Raw genomic sequence first — 578 nt, forward strand, 5'->3', positions numbered from 1 at the left:
TCCAACGGCCTGTTCCAGATCAATACCAAGAGCCTGACCAACCTGGGCGATGTGACCGGTACCGGTATGCTCGCTTCCCAGCAGAAAGGCAACGTGAAGTTTACCTTCATCCCCGAGCTGGGTGCAGCCCCCACCGAACCCAAAGTGTACAACTTCGGCGGATCGGTTCGCTACTGGGATCCTTATGCCAAAGCGATGGTGAGCCTGCCGCTGGCAAACGTGCCGCTGACCGTGAACCCGAGCCCGAACCTGATGCTCCATTACTTTATGGAACGCAACATCCTCGGCGACGACGCCCTCACCAGCCCCGACATCGAACCCTCGGTGCCCGCGGAACTGGCCGTGATGGTGGAAAACCAGGGCTTTGGTCCGGCCGTGAACATGACCATTTCCTCGGCCCAGCCCAAAATCGTGGAAAACGAAAAAGGCCTGGCCGTGAACTTCAATATCATTGGCTCCAACTTCCAGGGACAACCGAAAAACCTGGGTGTGACCAATATCAACTTCGGTACGATCCCTGCCCAGCAGGCCCGTGTCGGCCAGTGGTACTTTACCTCTTCGCTGCTCGGTAAGTTCGT

The 578-nt window shown here is 57.4% G+C and carries 1 protein-coding gene; it reads left to right on the forward strand.

Going from position 1 to position 578, the window contains the following annotated elements:
• The coding region (locus V9K67_RS27115; protein WP_336728279.1) for a COG1361 family protein at positions 1 to 578 on the forward strand (578 nt) is incomplete at both ends.

Origin of the sequence: Huijunlia imazamoxiresistens (assembly GCF_037132455.1) — a bacterium.
In the GTDB taxonomy this organism is placed as follows: Bacteria; Bacteroidota; Bacteroidia; order Chitinophagales; family Chitinophagaceae; genus Flavisolibacter; species Flavisolibacter imazamoxiresistens.